Below are 20,039 nucleotides of genomic sequence, written 5' to 3' on the forward strand. Positions count from 1 at the left end.
CCCCGGCATTTCATAACAAAGAATGGGGTTGGGAAAATGTCGGTAAAAAGAGAAGATGTCGAGAAGATCGTCCAGGCCATAGGCGGCAAGGACAATATCGAAGTCGCGACGCACTGCGTCACGCGGCTGCGTTTCTCGCTCGTGGATGAAAGCAAGGTCGACAAGCAGGCGTTGGACGATAACGAGCTGGCAAAAGGCTACTTTTCCACGCAAGGTCAGTTCCAGGTCATTATCGGTCCGGGTATCGTTGATAAAGCTTATGACGAATTGATCGCGATTACCGGAGGCCAACGCGCTACCAAAGACGACGTAAAATCGGCGGCGATCAAACATAAGAGCCCGGTGCAGCAGTTTATCAAAACGCTGTCCGATATCTTTATCCCCCTGCTGCCGGCACTCGTTACCGCAGGTCTGCTGCTCGGCATCAATAACCTGCTCACCGGTAAAGACATCTTCTTCGCCGCCAAGTCGCTGGTCGAAGTTTATCCGCAGTGGGCCGACTTCGCCGCAATCGTGAATACGATTGCAAGCACCGCTTTTACCTTCCTGCCTGCGCTCGTCGGTTGGTCGGCGGCCACAAGGTTCGGAGGCAGTCCGCTGCTCGGCGTCGTGCTCGGTTTGATCCTGGTAAACCCGGGTCTGATGAGCGCTTACGATTATGCCGCGGCTCTCAATGAAGGAACGGTACCAACCTGGAACCTCTTCGGCCTACATATCAATGCGGTCGGCTACCAGGGCCAAGTGCTGCCGATGCTCGTCGCGGCTTACGTATTGGTCGTGATCGAAAAATGGTTGAACCGAAAAGTTCCCGATTCGCTCAAACTGCTGGTGGTCGCTCCGGTCGCTCTGCTCGTCACGGGCTTCCTGGCCTTTGTCGTCATCGGACCGGTCACGTTCACGCTCGGCAACTGGTTGACTGACGGCGTAGTATGGTTGTTCGATACCGTGCCTTGGCTCGGCGGTTTGCTCTATGGCGGTCTTTATGCCCCTCTCGTTATTACGGGGATGCACCACACGTTCCTTGCGGTCGATTTGCAGTTGATCAACTCCACCGGCGGGACGTTCCTGTGGCCGATGCTGGCGTTGTCCAACATTGCGCAAGGTGCCGCGGCGCTGGCGATGATGTTCGTCATCCGCTCGCAAAAAATGAAAAGTTTGTCGGCTACGACTTCCATTACAGCATTCCTGGGCGTAACGGAGCCTGCGGTATTCGGGGTTAACGTCCGCTTCAAATATCCGCTGTTCATGGGTATGATCGGTTCCGCGATCGGCGGCGTGCTGCTGACGATGAACGACGTTCGCGCATTCGCGGTCGGCGTCGGCGGTCTGCCGGGCTTCCTGGCGGTCAATGTCGGCGATTGGAGCATCTTCTTCATCGGCATGGGGATCTGTCTGGTGCTTCCGTTCGTCGGCACGATTGTTTACGGCAAGATCGTGACCCGCAAACAAGCCGCTGCCGGTGAACCTGTCGAAGAAGAAGACTTGGCGGAACGCGACGTGAAAAAAGTCGAAAACGCGCAAAGCCCGATTCCGAATACCGGAAACGAAGTGGTCTCGCATACGACTACGGCCAATGCGGGCAGCAAAGACGCGGTGAACGTGTTGGACTTGGCCGCTCCGATTCAGGGTAAAGCGGTTCTGCTCGAAAACGTGCCCGACCCTGCTTTCGCCGAAAAGCAAATGGGCGAAGGCATTGCGATCGAACCGACGGAAGGGCGCGTGGTCGCGCCGTTCGACGGAACGGTGGCACACGTCATCGACAAGAGCAAGCATGCCGTCATTTTGGAGCATGCGACCGGCGTTCAGGTGCTGATCCATGTCGGCATCGACACGGTCGGCTTGAAAGGCAGCGGGTTCAAAGCCCATGTCGCGACCGGCGACGTGGTGAAAGAAGGCCAACTGCTACTCGAATTCGACCAAGAAATCATTAAAGCCGGCGGCTACGCCACAATCTCGCCTATCATCATTCCGGCGGGGCAGGACATGGTCGAAAGCGTCGAAGAAATTCCGGGCAACGCGAAAGAAGGCGAAACGCCGGTCATTCGGGTTCATTTGACCGGAGCGGGCGTCTGATTTCGAAACGTACGTGAAACCATCCGGCACGCGAATCGCTATCCGAATAATTCGCTTGCCGGAGTAACGGGAAACATGACAAACTTCTTTGCTTTTTCACAAAATCCCCCGTAAAATGGGTCACGGTGATCAACGATGAACAAAAACATTTTCTCGCAAATTTATACGGATTATACGCAGCGGATCGAGACGGGCCTGCTGAAAACGGGAATCAAGCTCCCTTCGGAGAATGAGATTGCCGAAGAATACGGCACGTCGAGAGAGACAGTGCGCAAGGCGCTCCACCTGTTGTCGCAAAACGGTTACATTCACAAGATTCGCGGTAAAGGTTCCTACGTGCTCGACATTAACCGCATGGAGTTCCCGATCTCGGGTCTGGTCAGCTTCAAAGAATTGTCCGAACGTCTGGGACGCTCCGCGCGTACGTTGGTGCATGAGACGATTCGGATTCCGTGTCCGCAGAACGTGGCGCGACAGCTTCAGATTACCGAGCAGGAAGAGGTCTGGAAGGTCGTCCGGGCGCGGGAGATCGAAGGGGAGAACGTCATTTTGGACAAAGATTACTTTCTCGCCTCCGTGATCCCTGCTTTGACTGCGGAGATCGCTGCCGATTCGATCTACGCGTATCTGGAAGGCGAATGCTCGCTGAAGATCGCGTATGCGAAAAAAGAGATTTCGGTGGAAAAAATATCTGCCGAAGACAAACGGCTGCTCGACCTCGGCCGGGATACGCACATTGTCGTGGTACGCAACTATGTGCATCTGGAAGATACCACGCTATTCCAGTACACGGAGTCTCGGCATCGTCTGGATAAGTTTCAGTTTGTGGACTTCGCTCGTCGCGCGGTGGCGGAGGAGTAATAGGTTAGGGTACGACAAAAAAAGAAGCCCCGACATTTCGCATGATGCGAAGGTCGAGGGCTTCTTTAAGTCGTTGCATTATTCAGCTTCAAGTTCCTTGATCGCGTCTTTCAGCTTAGGGAACACGTCCAGCGCGTTTTGATAGAACACATGATGCCAGTATTTTTCCGGAATCAGATGCTTCACGAAGCGAATATACGAATCGATCGGAATCAGCGGCCAGTCGGTCCCGAACACGAGTCGGTCGTAACGCTCGGCGAACACGATCGCTCGTTTGAAGTGATCGACGTAAGTCTGTTCGGTCAGAAGACGGGTGATTTTATTGTCATCGCCCACGATCCAACCGGACAGATCCGCGTATAGATTCGGATTTTTTTCCAACATGGCCGCCGTATCCATGACCCACGGATCGCCGAGGTGGCAGATCATGAAGGTGATGTCGCGGTGCGCGAGAAGCGCTTCTTCCATCGACAGGGGATGCGAGTATTTCAGCAAGCCGCGATCCGAGTAGGTCAGGCCGCCATGAATCACGATCGGCAGCTTATACTTGGAAGCCAATGCGTAGACCGGATCGTAGATCGGGTCGTTTACCGCAAAGTGGTAGTACCCCGCATACAACTTGATCCCGACAGTCTTGGGATGTTGAAGAGCTTTTTCCAAAGCCTCCAATTGTCCCGGCTCGCGCAGCGTGTGCGGGTTGATGCCCGCGCATTCGAATACGGTCTTCGGCAGCGTGTCTAGCGTCCCGCCGCCCAGATCGAGTCCCATCGGGTTCGCTGCGGCATTGTCGGGAAATCCGCCGGGAACCGTCTCGGTTACGCCCATGCCGACTGCAGCGATCACGCCGGCCCGACGGAATTCGTCAGCGAGACCTTCCGGCGTATAGCTGAGCAAAGCCACCTCGTCGGCGGTCTGATGGAAGCTTTCAATCTCGGAGTAGTGAATATGGGCATCGATGATTTTCATGCTTGCGGTTCCCCCTTTTCAAAACGAATACGGCGCAGGTTCGATAATTCGTTGTCCTGCGGATCAAGATCGGTCAATACGTAGAAATAAGGACGAGTGAAGCTGACGCTGCCGTCGCGTCCGTCGAACTTGTCGTTGTACATGATGCCGGACAGTTCGTTGACCAACACGGCATACTGCTGCAAGGCTTCTTCCTCGCCGGGAATAACGAGCAGCTTTTCTTTGCGTTCATCGGAGGAGAGTCGCAGCACCCCTTCGAATTCCAGGTCGGTATCGTAACGTCCTGTTTTATACGCGATTCGGTCTCCGCGGGTATCGCTTACCTCGAATCTTCCGTCGCGCAGATCGGCCGAGCTGGAGTAGTACGCTCCTTTTTGCATGGCGGCATGCTCGATCGGTTTGCCGGAAAGCTGCTCGATCTTCGTCACGTGGGCCATGACCGGCGAGCCTGGGCGGAGCAGGAAGTATTGATGGTAACGCATGCCTTTAAGAGCTTCATTTTGCTTGATGTCCACAGACACGCGCATGCCCGACCACATGTTGCCGAGGCTGTCTTTTACCTCGTCGAATTCGGCCGTAATCTCTTCTTCCAGCAGCGAACGCAGCGTGATGCCGGACGGAGAACTCGCGATTCCGCCGAACCACGGATTCCAGAACGATTTTGGACCCGCCTGAGGGAATGAAGAATGCAGCCATTCGCGTCCGTGATAATTCAGCGAGTGCAGGGCAGGGCCGAATGCCGGAGAGACGCGAAGCGTCAGAACACCGTTGGTAATCTCATACGTATCGAGTCCTTCTACGGTCAATCGCTGGCTGCGAATGCCTTCGCTATCAGCTGTCGGAGCAGGGAATACAAGCTGCCTGCGGCGGAAAGAGAAGGCGTCCATATTGAAATTAAAAGTCGCGATGTCGCTTTCGTTGCGGTTATCCAATTCGAACGTCTCCGTAACTTCGCGCAATTCCAAGGCCGGATCGGCTTTCAATACCGAAGCTGCGATCGAACCGAGATCGGAAGTCAGCTCAAGCGTACCGTTCAAACCGACGTCTTTGCGTTCGATCAACTTGGCCTCGAACCGGTCCGGCAGGAACGGGTTCTGGCCGTTCAACGAAGCTGCAAGATGATCGGTAGTTTGCGAAGCTCCGTGTTCCCGACGCTTTTCAGCCGATAGCGGCCACGGATGGTGCGGTGCCAGCGCACTTTGTCCCAATGCATGGGCACGCAGTTCTCTCCAGTCGTCGAAAGTTCCGACGAACAGCTGGAGCGGGGCGGTAGATACCGATTCGCCTGCCGCGAGCGAACCGATCGCATGCTCGAACGCATAACGCCAGCCGTTGCGCACGGGCTGAAGCTCTTTCGACCATACGACGCCGCACGCCGCGCTCGGCCAGCGGAAGAACATCCAGTTTTCCGTCAGCTTCTCGGGTCTCCAATATTCCCGATGGATCGCGTCCGCGCCGGTTCCCAGATCGACGAAGGTGCCGTCGTAAGGAAGTACGGCTTGCAGGAACGAGATCGGGAGCGCCAGCTTGAGCTTCAAGTCGTTCGCCAGGGCGTCTCCTTCGGTTCGAAGCACGCGGTGGAAAAGCTTCAATGACCCGTTCGGCGAAAGTTCGGCCACTACGGTCAGGCGAACGCCTTCGGGTTCCTGCCAGTCGTAGTCCGCTTCCAACGCGATATGCAGGCCGCGTTGTTCGAATCGGACATCGGTCGGTTTGCGTTCAATAAACCGATCGCTGAAAGGAGGGCCCAGCTTCGGCAGGTCAAACCAGAACGGAGACTGCTTTTGTCCCGCGATGCGAATGCTTAATTGATTATTCGATTTGCTCAAATGAACGGTTGCCGATCCGCTGCCCGCGATCCATTCTTGGGAGGTTTCGCCCCGGAACGTACCGGAAGGCGAAGCGAAATAGGCTTGAAGCTCTCCGCGCACCGTAAACGTCTCGCTTTGGGAAGTAACCGCGATTTCGACATCCGACGCTGCAATTCCAGGCTGCTGAACCTGAGCTTGTACAGTGGCTGAAGCTCGACCGCCTGCGGGCAATTGCAGAGTGAGTGTCGAAGGCAGGAAACTTACAGCCTCCGATTCGGGCAGTGCGACTTTGATTTCGACATCTTCGGCGAAGCGGCTTTCGAAGCCGATTTGAACTTCGCTTTCGCTGCCGGGATCGAATAGAGTGTCCGTTGCGACGGTCGTCAGTTTGATCGGGAATACGGGGGCTACGCCGGTTTTGAACGAAGCTTTTTTTCCATTGATCGAAAGTTCCGCTTCAACGCCCGGGTGCGTGCGCCATGCGCTCGGTTCTTCCGGTGTTTCGAGTAGTTCGAACGCACCCGTTACTTCTTTGGTGCTGCCCGCTTCATTCAAAAGGATATGTTCATCCAGCGTAAAGTTAACGTCTTTTCCGTTTTTGCCGGCGATGCGTACGTCCAGCGGCGCGCCGCTTTTATTCGTGATTGCATAGGTGACCGGATAGCTGCGTCCGAACGGCAAACGATGGCGCTCGATCACCGCTTCGATCGAATAGTCGTCGTTTTCGATTTTCCGCAGCCCGCGTCCTGTCCGTTCAAACTGCATGGTCAGCGAGCGGCCGTCTTTTTCCCATTGATAGGTAAAGAAGTCGAAGCCGTTCTCTTTGTCGCCGTCAGGACGAAGGGACAGGTCGCGCTTGCCGTCCGCGTACCAGTCGGCCGATGCGAAAAAGTCCGCGACGGCTTCCGTAGCCAATACGCTCGGAATAAAGTTCATCAGATGCGTCGTATCTTCGCGTTTTTCCCAGAAAAATCCGCACTTTTTATAAGCCGGAACCGCTTTGATATTGCCTGCCCACGTATACAGGTCAAGACGCGGCCAACCCATCTCGATCGTGCGGCGGACGGCATTGAGGACTAGCATTTTTCCGACTTTGCGTCCGTGATAATCCGGTCTTACGTTCAGAAGCGGAATATACATGGCGCCCTCGTCTTCCTGATAGTAGGAGAAGCTGCAAAAGCCGACGACCGTATCGCCGTCCAGCGCGAGGAAAGTCTGGAGATCGCTGCTGCGTGCCCGCTTGGCGAGCATTTCTTCTTCCGTATGTACGTATGCGTCCCCGCCCCAGCTCTCGCTGCTGAGATTCCACATCTCGGCCAGAGAAGCCGCGTGCTCGGGCTTGTATTCAACGATGCGTATGTTTGCCGTATTGATGGTATTCATGTCTTGCCTCCCTTGCCTGACTGACATCGGGCATAAATTGATTAAACAACTTAATTATAAGCGGAAACTGGTTGGGATTCCAGAAAAGCCCGTTTTGTTCAGCGGGAAAACGAAATTGCTGCACGTTCAAAGCTTTTTCGGCGTTTTATTCGCAAAAGGCACGGGTATGTGAAAGTAGAGACGAATTAAAATAGGGCGTGTACGCAAACTCCGCCGGAAGCAGATTTTGCGTACGCGCCCTAAGCAATCTTAACTTCAACAGAAAGGGTGGATCGCATGGAGCATCGGAATGACCAATCGGGCGCCGGAAATCGCCGTTCAAAAGGAGGCAGCCGTTTCGGGTATTTTCTGTCCAGCCTGGTCGGACTCGTCGTCGGCGCTTTGCTCGTGGCGTTGATTCTGCCGCGAGTCGGATGGATGGACGGCGGCGGTTCGTCGGCCGCTTCCCAGCAGCCGCAAGCCGTTCAGGAACAGGCGGAGAGCGACACGGTCGGAACGGCGGGAGCGCCGAACGAAGAAACTGCCGATCCGGCTTCGTTGACGCTTGCCGAAGGCGCTGACGTGCCCGCGGTCGTGGAACGCGTCGGCGATGCCGTGGTAGGCATCACCAATATCCAAAGCCGGCAGCAAAACGGACTGTTCGGCATTCCGCAAAGCACCGAAGACGTTCCGGCAGGCACGGGATCGGGCGTGATCTATAAAAAAGAAGGAGACTTGGCTTATATCGTGACCAATAATCATGTGGTCGCCGGCGCCAATCAACTCGAAATCACGTTGGCCGACGGCACGAACGTGCAAGGCAAACTGGTCGGAACCGATATTTGGACCGATCTGGCCGTCGTAACGATGGAGGCTTCCGCAGCGGACACCGTGATCGAATTCGGGGATTCGTCTGCGCTCAAAGCCGGTCAACCGGTCATCGCGATCGGCAATCCGTTGGGACTTGAATTTGCCGGATCGGTCACGACCGGCGTCATTTCCGGGTTGGAGCGGATCGTTCCGGTCGACGTGAACGGAGACCAGCAGCCGGATTTCCAATCCGAAGCCATTCAGACGGACGCGGCGATCAATCCAGGCAACAGCGGCGGCGCGCTGCTCGATGCGACCGGCAAGTTGATCGGCATCAATTCGATGAAGATCAGCACCGAGACGGTCGAAGGCATCGGATTGGCGATTCCGATCGATTACGCGATTCCGATCATCGAGCAGTTGGAGGCCAACGGCGAAGTCCATCGCGCGACGATGGGGGCGACGCTTGCCGATCTGGCTTCGATCCGTTCCGCGTACCGCGCCGAGCTGGGATTGCCGCAAAATCTCGAATCGGGCGTTATCGTGGATCGCGTATTGGACAACTCCGCAGCGTCGCGCGGAGGCCTGCGATCGCTTGACGTCATCACCGCCGCCGACGGGCAGCCGATCGAAAGCACTCAGCAGCTCAGACAGTATCTCTTTACCGAAAAACAGGTCGGAGACGATCTGCGATTGACGATCTACCGCGACGGAAGCGAGACGGAACTGACCTTGTCGTTGACCGACAATCTGCAAATTTAAGCGAGTCCGGGAGGGGAGACCTTCCCAGTGTTTTTTGTGTGACATATTTATGAGAGCGTTTACACTTCGGGCGGTTAGCAGTAAAATAAAGGTATCCAGCATTCATCTTCACGACAGAAAGAGGGAGAAAAGATGAAGGTACGCGACTTTATGATCAAGGATGTTCTTACGGTGAATCAGAATGCTCCGCTGTCCGAAGTGCTGCAACTGTTCGTAGCCAAACGGATCAACGGCGCGCCTGTAGTGGACGCGGACGGGAAACTCGCGGGCATGGTCAGCGACGGAGATATTTTGCGTTACATCAATCCTACTAGGCAGACGGTCTATGACATGTTCAGCTATGTATTCGTCAGCCCGCCAGAAGAGTTGGCCGAAGCTCTGGCGTACAAGGTGGAGACGCCGGCGAAGAAGATCATGAAGAAGAGCGTGCAGTCCGTTTCTCCCGAACAGGATCTGGAGGAAGCGCTTCGCATTTTGGCGAAGCATCATTTCAAGAAATTGCCTGTCGTCAATGAGAAAAAAGAAGTGGTCGGCGTGATCAGTCGGGGAGACTTGCTCAAGCAAATTGCCGGGCGCTTGAACGAACTCAATGCGAATACGGTTAGCCGTTAAACTCAATTCGTTCCTTATGCCCGTTTCGGTCTGCCCAATCAGGGCGAAAGGCCGAAACGGGTTTTTAGTGTTTACACGAATTTTACACAGGTTTGACGCTTGCTTGGTATCCAAGTGGTACGATAGGCGCATAGAGATGCTCGAATTCCGACTTCAGTCTCGATTCCTAAAATATAAGGTGAACGAACATGAAACTTCCGCTATTAATGCCTGGAATGGCCGCGGCTTGGGGAGATCTTTTGGAAAGCATTCATTCCTCGGCCCGGTCGTATGGAAGATCCAGGGAGCTGCACCGGATTGTTCAGGGCCGGAAGCTGTCCACGTTTTTCCAGCCTATTCTGAACTTGCAGAGCGGAGAATGCCTCGGTTACGAAGTGTTGAACCGTCCGCCAGTCTCCGATAGTTTTCCGAATACGGAGATGTTCTACGATTACATCGGACAAACAAACCGGGTATTCGCTTTTGAACGTTACTGTCGCGAAACTTCGTTTGAACGCTTCGAAGCCGCGAGAATACGCGCTCAAGCGCCGAACGATATCTCGGGGCATGTCGTATTCATCAACGTGCATCCTCTCGTGCTGACCGATTCGGCTTATCGCAGCGGAGAAACCGCGCGATTGCTGAAAAGGTACGGCCTGCCGCCGGAACGCGTAGTTTTCGAATTAACGGAAAAGCAAGCGGTGACGGATTATGCGGAATTTGAACGCGTGCTCTCGCATTATCGTGCTCAAGGCTTCCGAATCGCTGTAGACGATGCCGGATCCGGTTATAGCAGCTTGAAAACCATCGTGAATTTGAAACCGGAGTTCATCAAGCTCGATAAATCCTTGATTCGGGATTTGCATGAACATGAAGACCGGCGACGCATGGTGAAATTGTTTCAAGAGTTCGCGCAAGGATCCGGAACCTCGATTATTGCCGAAGGGATCGAAAGCCGTGTCGAAGCCGAATTTTTACGCGCGGAAGGGATTGAGTACGGACAAGGTTATGCGCTCGGTCGCCCCGATCCTGAGCTGAAGCCGGCTCTTTTTCCGGAAGAAGACCGGGAAATCATTTGGACGGACCCGGGTAAAAAGCAAGTTGCTAAAGCGGATATCAAGCCTAGAGGCCGCTTCGCCTGAAGCTGCTTTTGGGTCGTTTTGCTGAATAAAGAAAAGAGAGGGGACGCAGCGGTTGCTTACAAAAATCGGAGAGATTGCGGAGGCGATTCCGATCGTCGACGCACGCACCAAGTGCGAAGCGGTAGATGACTTGTTCAAACAAAACCCGAAGCTCGAAGGATTGGCGATCGCCTGCGACGACGGGACGACGGCGTTGATGATGCGAGTCCAGTTCTATCAGCAAATCGGTACAAGATACGGTTTTACGCTATTCATGAACCGGCCGGTCGGCGTCATGTCGAACTCTCGGCCGCTCCTGGTGGACGAAGCCGAGTTGATTACGGACGTAAGTATCCAAGCCATGAACCGGCCGGAGCAAGAGCTGTATGATCTGGTGCTCGTCAGCGGCGGAGGCGGCTTGCGCGGAGCGGTGAGCGTACGGCATCTGCTGTTGTCCGTCGCCGATGTGCGCACTCAAATCGCCACCTTCATGAATCCTTTGACCGGACTGCCCGGCAACCGAATCATCGAAGATCGCCTGAACCAGACGCTCGGCTTGGAAAAGTTCAGCGTGCTCTACATTGATCTCGATCAATTCAAATCCTATAACGACGGGTACGGCTTCAAGCAAGGAGATCTGCTGCTTCAAGCCACGGCAAACATCCTGAGCGATATCTTCGGTCAACAGGACGGCTTCTTCGGCCATATCGGCGGCGACGACTACGTGGCAATCCTGCATAACCACGACTACGAAGAATCATGCAGCCGCGCCGTCGACGAGTTCGAGAAGTTGAAACGCGACTTCTATCGCAGCGAAGACCTGATGCGCGGTTCCGTAACCGGCGAAAACCGCTTCGGCAGCCGCGGCCTTATCCCTCTCGTCTCGCTCTCCATCGCGGTCGTCACCAACCGAAGCCGCCATTACGACACCATCGACGAAGTCGTCGAAGAATCCGCCCGCATCAAAAAACGCTGCAAATCCGTCCAAGGCAGCATCGTTTTCGCCGACGGCCAAACCGCGCAAGTAGGCTCGTGAAAGCTTCGTGGTTTCCCCTGCCGCCCGATTTAATCATCGAGCGGTTTTTTTGTCGTTCTATCGTTTTCTTTCGAATTTCTTTCGTTTTTCAACCTGCGTTCATTAAGAAGCCGCATGTACGATAAAAAGGCAAAAAGCGAATGTCTCCTTGCCGAAGTGACTTGATTCTGTGCGTGCGGATTGCGCTTCCTGGCGTCAAAAGGCATAATCGAACAGGAAGGTTTGGACGTTTGAGGGAATCATACATAGATCAAGCAAGCGGGATCGCGTGGAAGAAAGGAGCCGTCATGACGTATCGGATATTGGTCGTAGAAGATGACAAAGAGATTTTGGAGGGGATATGCATCTACCTGCGGACGCAGGGATATGAAGTGTTGCAGGCAACCGACGGAGTAGAAGGGCTGGAGCAGCTTGAACGGGAAGAGGTCCATCTGGCCGTCGTGGACGTCATGATGCCGCGGATGGACGGAATCGCGATGACGATGCGCTTGCGGGAGAAGTACGATTTTCCGGTCATTTTCCTAAGTGCCAAGTCCGAAGAAATCGATAAGATCGCAGGGCTGAACATCGGCGGGGACGATTATGTCGCCAAGCCGTTTGCCCCGATGGAATTGCTGGCCCGGGTGAATTCGCAGCTGCGGCGGTATTCGAGATACTTGTCCGTGCTGTCGGCGCAAGAAGCGAAAGCGGGTCGTTACATGGTCGGCGGGTTGGAGCTGGATGAAGAGACCGTTACGGTTTGCGTGGACGACGTGCCGATCCGCCTTACGCCGTTGGAGTTCAAAATATTAAATCTGCTCATTCGGCATCCCGGTCGCGTTTTCCCGGCGGAAGAGATTTACGAACGGGTATGGAATGACCGCGCCGTCTCGACCGAGACGATCATGGTCCATATCCGCAATATCCGCGAGAAGATCGAGATCAATCCCAAAAATCCGAAGTACCTGAAAGTCGTATGGGGGGTTGGCTATAAACTTGAAAAACAATAAAGCACCGCTGTCCGAGGAGCTGGAAGCCGAAAGAAAAGCGGCTGATCCGGCTAAAAAAACAAAATCGAAAATCAAAATGAAATTCCCGCCGATTCATCCTTGGTTCATTCGAGCGGTTTTGCTGGGCATTGTCGCTGCGTTCGTGATCATGCAATATCCGTCCATGCAGTACCGGGCAGCGGATTGGACGCGGCAAGAAACGTCCGACATTTCGCTGAACCTGAACGAACCGAGAGACTGGATCGAATATATGCAAAAAGCCAACTATGTCCTGCCGTTTACGCTCGCGCAGCAAAATTGGCGAAAAGACCAAGCAGTCGGCGTCGTGCCCGCCGATATTCTGCTGCCGGGCGGTTGGAATGCTTACAATTCCTATCCTTCGGGAGCGCCGATCCCGGAAAGTTTCAAAAACCGGTTCGATGCGTTAGTCATGAGTTGGCAGTCCAAAATGATGGGCGGAGGCACCGCTTTATCGGATATGCAGTACATGGTAAAACATGAGGGAACCGGACAGCGGCTGATCAACGGCTCCGATTGGTTAGGTTTATTGGATACCGTTTACAATGAGGAATTGAAAACGAAGCTGTCCGAAGATTACGCGTTTTATGCCCTGATCCGGTTCGACTGGAACGGGTCGATGAGCATCCCGATTTGGTATGGACTGCCGGACAGTTGGAAAGACCGCATGACGGTGAATCAACTGAACCGCCAAGATTTCGTATCGGGACTTGGAAGGGTCGAACCCTCGATGCAGGAGCTTTCCGCGATCGAACCGTACATCAAGCGGATTGAAGCGCCGTCCGAATTCACGATGGTTTATGCGCTGCCGCGCGGTTCCCATTCTTCTTTATCGAGCCTCGAACCTTATTATGGCTATGCGATGGAAGAATCAGGCTTTAAACAGATAGCGCTTTTGGCGCTCGGCTGCGCGGTTTTGATCGGTTTGCTGCCTTTGGAAAGGAAGTCGCGCGCTCCGCGCTTGCCTTTGGAATTTTGGCTGTTCGGAGCCGTGCTTCCTATCCTTTTCTATATCGAATTCGCCAGATATTCTTATGTTGTCGCAGAAGCTTTTCGGTCGGGAGAAAGCGTCGTTCCGATCACGCTGGCGATCTGCGTATGGATGTGGACTTTGATTTTCTGGTGCGGCTCGGCTTGGTTCTTGATGATGGCTTTTCGTCGGGGATTCGGATCGTCGTTAGCGGAAGGAAGCCTGGCGGTGCGCGCTTTTAACGGGCTGCATACGTTCGATCCGTCCAGCCGGAGCGATCGCTCTTTGATCAAGCTGACGGCCGCGCATTTCTTGATTTTGGCGGCGATCGTATCGTCGGCGGTATGGATATGGTTTTACGCACTGATTCCTTTGGCTGTGTATTTGCTGGTTCTGCTTTATTTATTCAAAAAGCAAAAAGATCGGCTGCGTCAGGATTATGCGCGTCTTTTCGATTCCGTCCGCCTGATGGCTCAAGGCAATCTGGGCATCGAAATCGACGGTCGCATGGGAATGTTCGATCCGCTGAAGCAAGAATTGCAAAAAGTTCGCGAAGGCTTCAAACGCGCCGTGGACGAGGAAACGAAAAGTCAGAAAATGAAAAGCGAACTGGTGACCAACGTTTCGCATGATCTGAAGACACCGGTGACGGCCATTCTCACTTATGTGAATTTGCTCCAGCAAGCGGATCTTCCGGAAGAAGATCGCAAGGCTTATATCGAGGTATTAAGCGGCAAGTCCCAAAGGTTGAGCCGGCTGATCGAAGATTTATTCGAATATACCCGCGCATCCAGCGGCAACACGGAAATCGCGCCCGTCAGCGTCGATTTGGCGGAACTGCTGAAGCAGGCGCGCATCGAATTGGAAGACCCATTAACGGAAGCAGGCGTGCAATTGCGCTTGCGCCTGCCGGAACACAAAGTAATTGTACCGTTGGACAGCGAAAAGACATTCCGTGTATTCGAGAATCTGTACCTGAACATCGCCAAATATGCAGCACCGGGATCCCGCGCCCATATCGAGTTGACGGAGCTGGAGCATGAAGTCGTCGTTTCGTTCAAAAACGTGTCCGCCGCCGAACTGGATTTCAAAGCCGACGAGATCACGGAACGCTTCGTCCGAGGCGATCGCTCCCGTCATACGGAAGGTTCGGGGCTGGGCCTCGCGATCGTAAAAAGTCTGGTCGAACTGCAAGGCGGAACATTCGATCTTCAGCTTGACGGCGACTTGTTCAAAGCGGTCATTCGCTGGCCGATGCCGAAGCGCTCTTTGGAGACAAACGATGTTTCCGATTAATTCCCAATTGAAAAAACGCCCTTAAACAGGGCGTCGACGTGTCGAGAAAGTCCAGTGTGCCTGGAAGCGAGAAGACGGAGAGAGAAATTCAGTGAAAAACGCCTTTGAACTCGGAAAATTCCTTATTTAAATCTAATTCAACTTTCCGAGTGAGACAGCGTTTTGAACGAATTTCTCTCGCAGTCTTCTCGCTTCCCGCGCTAACGTAACTTTCTCGACAACCTGACGCCCTTGACAGGGCGTTTTTTCGTTCAAACAAACAGCTCAAAGCGCTTCGCTCAAGCGTCGGTTCACCTGTTCGGCATCTTCGTCCGTCATCAGTCCGATCAATGTGAGCAGCATTTGCGACATCCATTTTTTCGGGTGCAGCAGCAGTTGCAGATGGAATTTCAAATCCGGGTGTTCGAACGGGATACTGGCAAGCGTTCCGCGCTGAATTTCTTCCTCGACCGCGATTTGCGGCAGCAAAGCGATGCCCAAGCCGTTCATGACGCAGTGCTTGATTGCTTCAAGGCTGCCCAATTCGAAACCGATCTTATAGCTGACCTCATGTTCGCGCAGTACCTTTTCGAAAGTGCTTCGGTACAGGCAGCTTCCTTCCGAGACGATCAGCTCGCAGCCGTTGAGATCGTTCAAGCGGATGGTTTCTTCGACCGTCAGCGCATGGCCCGGCGGCGCGACGAGCACCAACGGTTCTTCGCGGATGACGATGCAGCGCAGCGAAGAATCGGCAGGCTTGCGGTCGAGCAGCAGCGCCAGGTCGTATTCGCCTTCTTTGAGTTTGTTGACCAAATTGCTTTCGCTGTCGGGCAGCATCTGGATACCGATTCCGGGATGTTTGAGCCGAAGCTGCTGCAGATACGGGGGCAGGTAGTAGGCGGCGAGGGAGTCGATCGTTCCGATCGTGACGGCTCCGTCGAGCTGCTTGCCGATCGCTTCTTTGGATTCGTCGTACAGCTCCAGCATTTGCACGGCCAGCTTCAGCAGCGCCTCGCCTGGAGGAGTCAGCCGAAGCTGGCGGCCGAAGCGTTCGAACAACGCCACGCCGTACTCCCGCTCCAACTTCTGCATCTGCATCGTGACGCTGGATTGGGCGTAACCGAGCTCCTCGGCCGCTTTCGTAAAACTTTGGCGTCGCGCCACTTCCCGAAACGTCCGGAGATAGGTCAATTCCACTGTATTCGCTCCCGTATGTTTAATTCATCAAAAACTTTGATGTGATGTATCATTTATTATAGCTAACGCTGATGCAATTTTCCATGATAAAGTAAACCTAACAAAAGTCTGCTGGGAGGAACCCCAATGTTAACCGAACAACAGCTGCATGGTATTTATTTGCCCGTCGTCACTCCGTTTTTGCCGGGAGGAGAGCTTGATCTGGAATCGTTCCATAAGCTGTCTTCGTCGCTCGTCTCGCAAGGCATTCACGGCTTGGTCGTGAACGGCACGACCGGCGAGTCGCCAACCGTAAGCTGCGAGGAGTTAAGTCTGCTGTCTGCCGCCGCCAAGTCCGCGATCGGAGCCGCCAACATCCCGCTTGTCCTCGGAACGGGCACGAACGATACGCGAGCTTCCGTCAAAAAGACGGAACTTGCGGGAAAATTGGGCGCCGATGCCGTGCTGGCTGTTGTTCCTTATTATAATAAGCCTTCCCAGCAAGGGATCGTGGCGCATTTTCGCAAGATTGCCGAAGTCGGTCTTCCGGTCATCGTCTATGAAATTCCGGCTCGTACGGGCGTTCGAATGGAAGTCGATACGGTACGAACGCTTCTGGAGATCGACGGCATTGCCGGAATCAAGGATTGCTCCGGTAGCCTGGAATTGTTCCAAGCGTTGCAAGCGTCAGGTCATCATAAGCCTGTTCTGTGCGGCGACGATATGCGATTGCTGGAGTTTATGGAAGCGGGTGCGGCAGGCGGGATGCTCGTATCGGCCCATGTGTGCACAGAAGCTCTCCTTACGATTTACCGTCGTTTCCGTGAAGGCAGAGTAGAAGAAGCGCATACGGCGTTCAATGAATTGATCCCGTTGATGAACTTAATGTTCGAAGAGCCGAATCCGGCGCCTGTAAAATGGCTGCTCGCGGAACTGGGCCAGATCGCGCACGGCACGCTCAGGCTTCCGATGGTCGAGATCGGGGAAGAACTGCGCGGCAAGCTGCGCCGTACGGGCGTATTGCCGGGCGATGCTTTGGTACTGTAGTCGACGCGCGGCCGCCCGAATTCAAGAAACCCTTCCGGATTTCGCATTTTCGCGGAACCCGGAAGGGTTTTTTGCATCCCGTTATGATGAGATTGTTATTTTTTTGCTGATGTTTGCTTTCCCTTGCCGAGTCGCCAGTTGCGTCCCGCGCCGCCGGTCAACCAATGACCTCCCGGTATCCGGGACAACCCGGCGCAGAGCAGTAGAGCGGCCGCAGCAACGCACAAGGCTGTCAGCACGGACACTAACAGATGCCAACCGGGGAAGAACCAATTTCGCGTGAGCACCGCAATTCCCGTCAGCAGCATGGCATGGCTCAAATACGCGCCGAACGAGTATTTGCCGCAAGACGCGAGCAGTTTGCTCCACCATCCGCCTTGTTTTTGCAGCAGAAGCGCCCATCCGTACAGCATCAGAATTTGAACCGTAACCGCGATGAAGCTGCTCGGCTTGAGATAGGTCGAGTAGTTGAGATTGATCTGCTCGCCCGAGCTGCGGAGCAAGTCGAGATTCATCCATATGTACATCCCGATAAAAGCAAGCGTGCTCCACGGCAGCATTTTAAGCACGAATGCGCGCCATTTCTCCAAATAAGTCCCGCAAATTCCGCCAAGCACAAAGTAAAAGACATAGTACGGAAACTCGTAGGTTCGGTAATCCAGCAGCGTTTTCCACAGTCCCGACGTTTGCCATTCCGGCATGCGATAGTAGGAGAGGTACATCAGCCAGCCGTAGGCAATCGCCAGCAGCAGGATCAACAGCCCGATTTTTCCGAATTTCGCCCGCTCCGTCCGAGCTGATCCCGTCCATCGGCCGATACCCGAAGCAACGGCGCGAAACAGCGGAAAGAACAGATAGAATTGGAAGATCATCACGACAAACCATAGATGATAACCGTAAGTGGGCGCGATAAATTGTTGGAGAAAAGCAGGCCAGTCGCCCGAGGCGAACAGCGGTTGATGGGACAGGGTTTTGGTCAAGATCCAATACAGCACGGTCCAACAAGCGAACGGGACATAGATATCTCCGATTCTTTTGACCAGCACGGGGGCGTAACGCCGATCGCTCCGTCCGTACTGATAAAAAAGGATCGCTCCGGCGAGAAAAACGAACGTTAGCGTCCCGTAGCGAATCAAATGATACAGCAGCGCGATCGCCACGGCGTCGGGATACAAGATATCGGCGCGATAAATGAATTCGCCCAGACTATGCTGCATCACGATAGCAAAAAACGACAAGCCGCGCAGCAGGCCCCACTCGTCCACCCGTTGAAGGGAAGCGCGCGGAGACTTTTGGACGGCCGCCCCGGTAACTTGAGACATAACGAAATAACTCCTTCCGCAGCGTTTCTACATTATATAATAAATCGGTAGACCTGGTTCAGAACCAAGCCGGCTACAATTATAAACGAAAAAGGAGAACAAGTTAAACATGAATTCGATCGACTTTGCGAAAAAACCGGTGTTGACCGGAGAAAAGGTACTGCTGCGCCCGTTCGAAGCGGCAGACGGCGAGCGAATGTTGAGCATTTTGGCGGAGGTCGACGTGCAGCGATTGACCGGATCCGTACATAACGACGAGGAAGCCCGTCGTTCTCGTACCGCGGAGCAGGAGCAGCAGATCAGGGATTGGTATGCGGGCCGCAGCGCGCAAACCGATCGGCTGGATCTGGCTATCGTGGATCAAGGCAACGGAACGGTGGTCGGCGAAGCCGTGTTCAACGAGTATGAGGAATATTCGGGCAACGTCAGCTTTCGGATTTTGATCGGCTCGGACGGACAAGGAAAAGGATTGGGCACGGAAGCGATCCAATTATTTTTGCGATACGGGTTCGAAACATTGGGCCTGCACCGCGTATGGCTGGAAGTGTACGGCTTCAATCCGAGAGCCGAACGCGTTTATATCAAAAGCGGCTTCGTGCTTGAAGGCGTGAAACGCGAAGACTTCCGGTATGACGGCGAGTATATCGATACGAAGGTATACGGGATGTTGCGATCGGATTATGTCCGGAGCACCCGTAAATGAAGCTGCGAAAAAGCCGCCGGATTCGTCCCGAGACGACAACGGCGGCTTTTTCTTTGATAGGATATAAAAAATTCCGATTGCGTTTCTTATGCCCCGGTTCCGCTCTCGGCTTCGACTGCGCGTACGCGCTCCGCGGAACGGCGGGAACGTCCGGGAAGTCTCGGCGGACGCGGAATCGAGCGGGCGGGTGCTTGTTTCATCCCCGATACCAGTACGCCGCCCAAGATCAGCAGAGCGCCGGCGTAACCTTGAATGCCCAGCACTTCGCCCAGGAAAACGAATCCGAACAACCCGGCGAAGACCGGCTCCAGCGAAAACAATACGCCGATTCGTTCGGGTGTTGTATATTTTTGCGCAACCGTCTGCATAATGAAGCCGAATGCGCTGCAAATGACGGCAAGCCCGATGACCGAAGTCCACTGGGAAGCGCCTTGCGGAATCGTCGGCGTCTCGAACAGGAAGCCGAACATCAAGCCGAATAGTCCGATGAATCCGATCTGAAGCACGCCGAGGGTCAGTCCGTCGGAACGTTTCGTAAAGCGGTTGGTCATCAGGATATGTACGGCGTACACGAAAGCGCCCAGCAGGCACAGCAGCGATCCGCTCTCGAAAGATAACGAGTGTCGAAGCGTCAGCATGGCGATTCCGCCCATCGTCAGCACGATTCCTCCGGTCATGGCGAGGCTTGGCTTGCGCTTGGTGATCGCAAACTGAAGCATCGGCACGAACACGACCATGGCGCTGGTTAAAAATCCGGCCGTCGAAGCGGTTGTGGTCTTCAGGCCCGTAATCAGCAGGCTCAACATAACGAACATGACGAAGCCGAGCAGGGCGCTTTGCCCGACGGTCTTCCAATCAGCCAAGCGAACGCGCCGCCAGAATAGCGGGAGCGTCAGCGCGAAGGCCAGCAAAAATCGCCAAGCGAGCAGGGTAAAAGGCTCCATGCCCTCCATTCCCATTTTCATCAATAAATAGGACGAGCCCCAGCCCGCCGAGACCAGCGCGATCGCGATATCGGCCGTTCTTTTCGTCATGCGCAGTTCCATTTTTCTTGTCATCCTCTTTCGGTCGTAAGGTCGATGCAAAAGCTGCATAAAAATCCGTTGCAATTTCGCCTTTCCCAGTATAAGTTGGAGAAAAGCATGA

General features: G+C 54.3%; 15 protein-coding genes. 10 read left to right on the forward strand and 5 right to left on the reverse strand.

The window, feature by feature from the left end:
- The first annotated feature begins 36 nt into the window (after window positions 1-36).
- Both treP and treR read left to right on the forward strand, forming a co-directional pair.
- The gene (treP, locus tag SACSAC_RS15700; RefSeq protein WP_037288018.1) at window positions 37-2,073 is read left to right on the forward strand and encodes a PTS system trehalose-specific EIIBC component; all 2,037 of its coding nucleotides are present in this window, start codon (window positions 37-39) and stop codon (window positions 2,071-2,073) included.
- A gap of 135 nt (window positions 2,074-2,208) precedes the next feature.
- Window positions 2,209-2,934 (forward strand): trehalose operon repressor, encoded by a 726-nt coding sequence (gene treR / locus SACSAC_RS15705; RefSeq protein ID WP_037288021.1) that lies wholly within the window; start codon window positions 2,209-2,211, stop codon window positions 2,932-2,934.
- 78 nt (window positions 2,935-3,012) lie between these two features.
- Here treR and SACSAC_RS15710 read toward each other — a convergent pair whose 3' ends face one another.
- A complete protein-coding gene (locus tag SACSAC_RS15710; RefSeq protein ID WP_037288023.1) occupies window positions 3,013-3,900 on the reverse strand; it encodes an amidohydrolase family protein in 888 nt (295 codons plus the stop codon).
- On the reverse strand, window positions 3,897-7,094 hold the full coding sequence (locus SACSAC_RS15715; RefSeq protein ID WP_037288025.1) for a GNAT family N-acetyltransferase: 3,198 nt from the start codon (window positions 7,092-7,094) through the stop codon (window positions 3,897-3,899). Before SACSAC_RS15715 ends, SACSAC_RS15710 begins: the two co-directional genes overlap by 4 nt.
- A 276-nt stretch (window positions 7,095-7,370) precedes the next feature.
- On the opposite strand from SACSAC_RS15715, the gene SACSAC_RS15720 reads away from it, so the two are divergent.
- The 6 genes from SACSAC_RS15720 (at window position 7,371) to SACSAC_RS27220 (ending at window position 14,666) form a co-directional block, all read left to right on the forward strand.
- Window positions 7,371-8,645, forward strand: a complete 1,275-nt coding sequence (locus SACSAC_RS15720; protein ID WP_037288026.1) for a S1C family serine protease — start codon at window positions 7,371-7,373, stop codon at window positions 8,643-8,645.
- A gap of 132 nt (window positions 8,646-8,777) precedes the next feature.
- The gene (locus SACSAC_RS15725) at window positions 8,778-9,257 is read left to right on the forward strand and encodes a CBS domain-containing protein (RefSeq protein WP_037288028.1); all 480 of its coding nucleotides are present in this window, start codon (window positions 8,778-8,780) and stop codon (window positions 9,255-9,257) included.
- 188 nt (window positions 9,258-9,445) lie between these two features.
- Entirely contained in the window at window positions 9,446-10,378 is a 933-nt protein-coding gene (locus SACSAC_RS15730) for an EAL domain-containing protein (RefSeq protein ID WP_037288030.1), read from the forward strand.
- Window positions 10,379-10,430: 52 nt separating this feature from the next.
- The gene (locus tag SACSAC_RS15735) at window positions 10,431-11,393 is read left to right on the forward strand and encodes a GGDEF domain-containing protein (protein ID WP_037288032.1); all 963 of its coding nucleotides are present in this window, start codon (window positions 10,431-10,433) and stop codon (window positions 11,391-11,393) included.
- Between the two features lie 287 nt (window positions 11,394-11,680).
- A complete protein-coding gene (locus tag SACSAC_RS15740; RefSeq protein ID WP_037288035.1) occupies window positions 11,681-12,382 on the forward strand; it encodes a response regulator transcription factor in 702 nt (233 codons plus the stop codon).
- Window positions 12,369-14,666 carry a sensor histidine kinase gene (locus tag SACSAC_RS27220; RefSeq protein ID WP_051507169.1) on the forward strand — a complete coding sequence of 766 codons (2,298 nt, stop codon included), beginning with the start codon at window positions 12,369-12,371 and terminating at the stop codon, window positions 14,664-14,666. The genes SACSAC_RS15740 and SACSAC_RS27220 overlap by 14 nt, the downstream gene beginning before the upstream one ends.
- Before the next feature lie 264 nt (window positions 14,667-14,930).
- Here the strand turns inward: SACSAC_RS27220 and SACSAC_RS15750 are convergent, their stop codons facing one another.
- Complete coding sequence (locus tag SACSAC_RS15750; protein WP_037288037.1) at window positions 14,931-15,842, reverse strand: LysR family transcriptional regulator; 912 nt, start codon at window positions 15,840-15,842, stop codon at window positions 14,931-14,933.
- Between the two features lie 126 nt (window positions 15,843-15,968).
- Here SACSAC_RS15750 and dapA point away from each other — a divergent pair, with 126 nt between their 5' ends.
- Entirely contained in the window at window positions 15,969-16,868 is a 900-nt protein-coding gene (dapA, locus tag SACSAC_RS15755; RefSeq protein ID WP_037288039.1) for a 4-hydroxy-tetrahydrodipicolinate synthase, read from the forward strand.
- A gap of 95 nt (window positions 16,869-16,963) precedes the next feature.
- Here dapA and SACSAC_RS15760 read toward each other — a convergent pair whose 3' ends face one another.
- Window positions 16,964-18,190, reverse strand: coding sequence for an acyltransferase (locus SACSAC_RS15760; RefSeq protein WP_084778099.1), 1,227 nt, complete (start codon window positions 18,188-18,190; stop codon window positions 16,964-16,966).
- A gap of 109 nt (window positions 18,191-18,299) precedes the next feature.
- Here SACSAC_RS15760 and SACSAC_RS15765 point away from each other — a divergent pair, with 109 nt between their 5' ends.
- Window positions 18,300-18,893, forward strand: coding sequence for a GNAT family N-acetyltransferase (locus SACSAC_RS15765; RefSeq protein ID WP_037288042.1), 594 nt, complete (start codon window positions 18,300-18,302; stop codon window positions 18,891-18,893).
- Window positions 18,894-18,979: 86 nt separating this feature from the next.
- On the opposite strand, the gene SACSAC_RS15770 is transcribed toward SACSAC_RS15765, so the two are convergent.
- Window positions 18,980-19,939, reverse strand: coding sequence for a DMT family transporter (locus tag SACSAC_RS15770; protein WP_037288044.1), 960 nt, complete (start codon window positions 19,937-19,939; stop codon window positions 18,980-18,982).
- Window positions 19,940-20,039 lie beyond the last annotated feature (100 nt).

The sequence above is a fragment of the Saccharibacillus sacchari DSM 19268 genome, from assembly GCF_000585395.1.
Lineage (GTDB): Bacteria > Bacillota > Bacilli > Paenibacillales > Paenibacillaceae > Saccharibacillus > Saccharibacillus sacchari.